At 59.1% G+C, this 2,845-nt stretch carries 5 protein-coding genes; 3 read left to right on the plus strand and 2 right to left on the minus strand.

Annotated features, from left to right (window positions below):
- Together AAC035_RS20335 and AAC035_RS20340 are read right to left on the minus strand one after the other, a co-directional pair.
- On the minus strand, window positions 1-955 hold a 955-nt coding region (locus tag AAC035_RS20335), incomplete at its 3' end, for a PHP domain-containing protein (protein WP_339806935.1).
- Between the two features lie 45 nt (window positions 956-1,000).
- Window positions 1,001-1,483, minus strand: a complete 483-nt coding sequence (locus AAC035_RS20340) for a TlpA disulfide reductase family protein (RefSeq protein WP_339806936.1) — start codon at window positions 1,481-1,483, stop codon at window positions 1,001-1,003.
- Between the two features lie 44 nt (window positions 1,484-1,527).
- Here AAC035_RS20340 and arsC point away from each other — a divergent pair, with 44 nt between their 5' ends.
- From arsC to AAC035_RS20355, 3 genes are all read left to right on the plus strand, one after another.
- A complete protein-coding gene (gene arsC, locus AAC035_RS20345; RefSeq protein WP_339806937.1) occupies window positions 1,528-1,881 on the plus strand; it encodes an arsenate reductase (glutaredoxin) in 354 nt (117 codons plus the stop codon).
- Between the two features lie 56 nt (window positions 1,882-1,937).
- Window positions 1,938-2,561 (plus strand): NAD(P)H:quinone oxidoreductase, encoded by a 624-nt coding sequence (gene wrbA, locus AAC035_RS20350; protein ID WP_339806938.1) that lies wholly within the window; start codon window positions 1,938-1,940, stop codon window positions 2,559-2,561.
- A gap of 52 nt (window positions 2,562-2,613) precedes the next feature.
- Window positions 2,614-2,845 (plus strand): DUF2069 domain-containing protein (locus AAC035_RS20355; RefSeq protein WP_339806939.1); only part of this gene is annotated, 232 nt, incomplete at its 3' end.

Consider the following 2,845-nt stretch of genomic DNA (forward strand, 5'->3'; position numbering starts at 1 on the left):
GTTTGCTGTCGTATTCCGGATCATCCTTGCTGAGCGTTTTTGCCAATCGCTCTTCCAGGCCTTCCTCCGATACCTTGCGGAAATACTCGTCCATGTCCATGCCTTCCGGCACCGGGTAATTGGGCAGGAAGTACTCGCCCATCTTTACCGGAACACTGCAGCGTCGCGCTATTTCCAGAGTGTTTTCGATGGCTTCCGGAATGTCGGAGAACAGCTCGATCATTTCTTCCGCACTGCGCAGATACTGCTGGTCGCTGAATCTGCGATCACGGCGCGGATCGGCCAGGGTACGACTCTCACCGATGCAGACCCGCGCTTCATGAGCCTCGAAGTCGTCCTGGTAGAGAAAGTGAACATCATTGGTAGCCACCACCGGACACCCGGCCTCGGTGGCCAGGTTAACGCTCAGGTGCAGACAGTGCTCATCGTTCTCACGCCCGGTGCGCTGCAGCTCAAGGTAGTAGCTGTCCGGGTACAGATTCATCCAGTAATCAAGCCGGTCGCGGGCCAGTTCCGGCTTGCCGGCCATCAGGGCCTTGCCGACATCGCCCATCTTGCCGCCGGAAAGCGCGATCAATCCGCCGCGGCGAGCCTCCAGCCACGCCCGGGCAATGACCGGTTTGCCGAAGCGCTGCCCCTCGGTGTAGCCCAGGGAAATGATCTCGGTCAGATGACGATAACCGGCAGGATTGCGGGCCAGCAGCGTCAGCCGGAACGGGTTCTCCGGTTCATCGGGATTTTCCAGCCACAGGTCCGCGCCCGGCAGAGGTTTTACGCCCGCCGCCATCGCCGCCTTATAGAACCGGACCAGCGAACACATATTGGACTGCTCAGTGAGTCCAACCGCCGGCATACCCAGCTCTTTCACCCGGTTGATCAGGGGCTTGACGCGAATAAGCCCGTCCACCATGGAATACTCGGAGTGAACACGCAGGTGTACAAAATTCTGGGTCATAACAGTTCAGTTCCGGAAAACAGAAGTAGGTCGGATCAACCCGGCTCAATGGCCCGGATCAATTCCCATCAGTGCCATCAGGCCATCCTCTGTCTGGGGCCCCAGCAGGGTTTCAGTCAACTCACCATCGGGGTTGACCACAAAGGTCACCGGCAAGGCGCCGGGCATGGTCCAGCCAAACGCCGGTGCCGGATCGTCCGCCAGCATGGTGAAGGTAATGTTCATGCGTTGGCCCAGCTCGGTCAGCTCATCACCGCTGATCCCGTCAAAATTGACGGCCATGACAGTAACCCCGACAATCCCGTCAACATCGTTCAGCTCGGGTATTTCTTCCAGGCAGGGCTTGCACCATTCCGCCCAGTAGTTGACCAGTACCCACTGGCCCCGATAGTCAGCCCAGGCAATCTTGCCGCCCTCGGCTGTGGCAAATGTCATTTCCGACACCGGCGGGGTAGCGGGACTCTCGCTGCTGCACCCGGCAAGGCTGAACAGACCGGCGAACATCAGAAAAACGGGGTACTTCCCCATGGAACCTCCTGCTAGACTTGGCACATTCTGAAGAGAGCAGACCAATGACAGACATTACCCGTATCTACCACAATCCACGCTGTTCAAAATCCCGGGAAACCCTTGCCCTGCTTGAAGAGCGCGGCATAAAGCCGGAAATTATACGCTACCTCGAGACGCCGCCCAACGAAACAGAACTGGCAGATCTGGTCGGAGCACTCGGGGTAAAGGTGAGGGATATCATCCGGGTTAAGGAATCCGAATACAAGGAACTGGGACTGGACGATCGGGAACTGTCAGAGCAGCAGCTGATCACAGCACTCTGTGCAACACCAAAGCTTATCGAGCGCCCCATTGTGACCCGTGGCGCCAAAGCCGCCATCGGGCGCCCACCGGAGGCAGTGCTGGCTCTGTTCTGACCTCATTGACCGGACACCGAGAACGTCTGTTCACCCATTCAGACATGCTGGAGATTATGAACAATACCACCACAGCGGAGGCTGTTACGGCTCCCTACGCACTGATTCTCTATTACAGCCGCAACGGACAAACCGCCACCATGGCCAGTCAGATTGCCCGGGGCGTTGCCAGGGTTGATGGCATCGATGCCCGCATCCGTGCGGTACCACCGGTCTCCCCCGATACTGAAGCCAGTGCACCGGCGGTGCCTGACGAAGGCGCGCCCTGGTGCAGCAAAGCAGATCTGGCGGGCTGTGCCGGTCTGGCTATTGGCAGCCCTACCCGCTTCGGCAATATGGCGGCGCCGCTGAAGTATTTTCTCGACAGCACCGGTGACCTGTGGCTCAGCGGTGCCATGGCGGGGAAACCGGCCGGGGCCTTTACTTCCACCGGCAGCCTCCATGGCGGACAGGAAACCACCCTGACCTCCATGATGCTGCCCCTGCTGCACCACGGCATGGTGATCTGCGGACTGCCCTATACCGAACAGGCACTGGCCACCACCACAACGGGCGGCACCCCTTACGGTCCATCACACTGGGCGGGCACCGATGCCCAGAAACCTCTGAGTGACGATGAAAAGGCCCTGTGCCAGGCCTTCGGTCAGCGCCTGGCCACCCTTGCCCTGAAGCTGCGCTGAGGCCGATTGCACCCTTTTTGCCTCCTCGACCCACCAAACCACGGGACTGTTCATGCTGTACGCTGATAACGCTCGATTTACCCGCAATCTGACGGCCGCGCTCTACTCCGCCGTCCTGGTGTTACTGGTCATTACCACCTTCTATCCCCAGCCGCCGGAAGGCGTGTCCGTGCTGTTGATACTCGCGGTCAAGCTACTGCCCTTACTCCCCTTTGCTTGGGTCGTATTCCGGGGCCACAACCGGGGCTATATCTGGCTGAGCTTCGTGATTATTTTCTATTTCA

It is taken from the genome of uncultured Marinobacter sp., from assembly GCF_963974375.1.
Taxonomy (GTDB): domain Bacteria; phylum Pseudomonadota; class Gammaproteobacteria; order Pseudomonadales; family Oleiphilaceae; genus Marinobacter.

Excerpts from the sequence above, each read along its gene's own strand:
- AAC035_RS20340 (WP_339806936.1), bottom strand. The coding sequence starts at position 1,483 with ATGGGGAAGTACCCCGTTTTTCTGATGTTCGCCGGTCTGTTCAGCCTT.
- arsC (WP_339806937.1), top strand. The coding sequence starts at position 1,528 with ATGACAGACATTACCCGTATCTACCACAATCCACGCTGTTCAAAATCC.
- wrbA (WP_339806938.1), top strand. The coding sequence starts at position 1,938 with ATGAACAATACCACCACAGCGGAGGCTGTTACGGCTCCCTACGCACTG.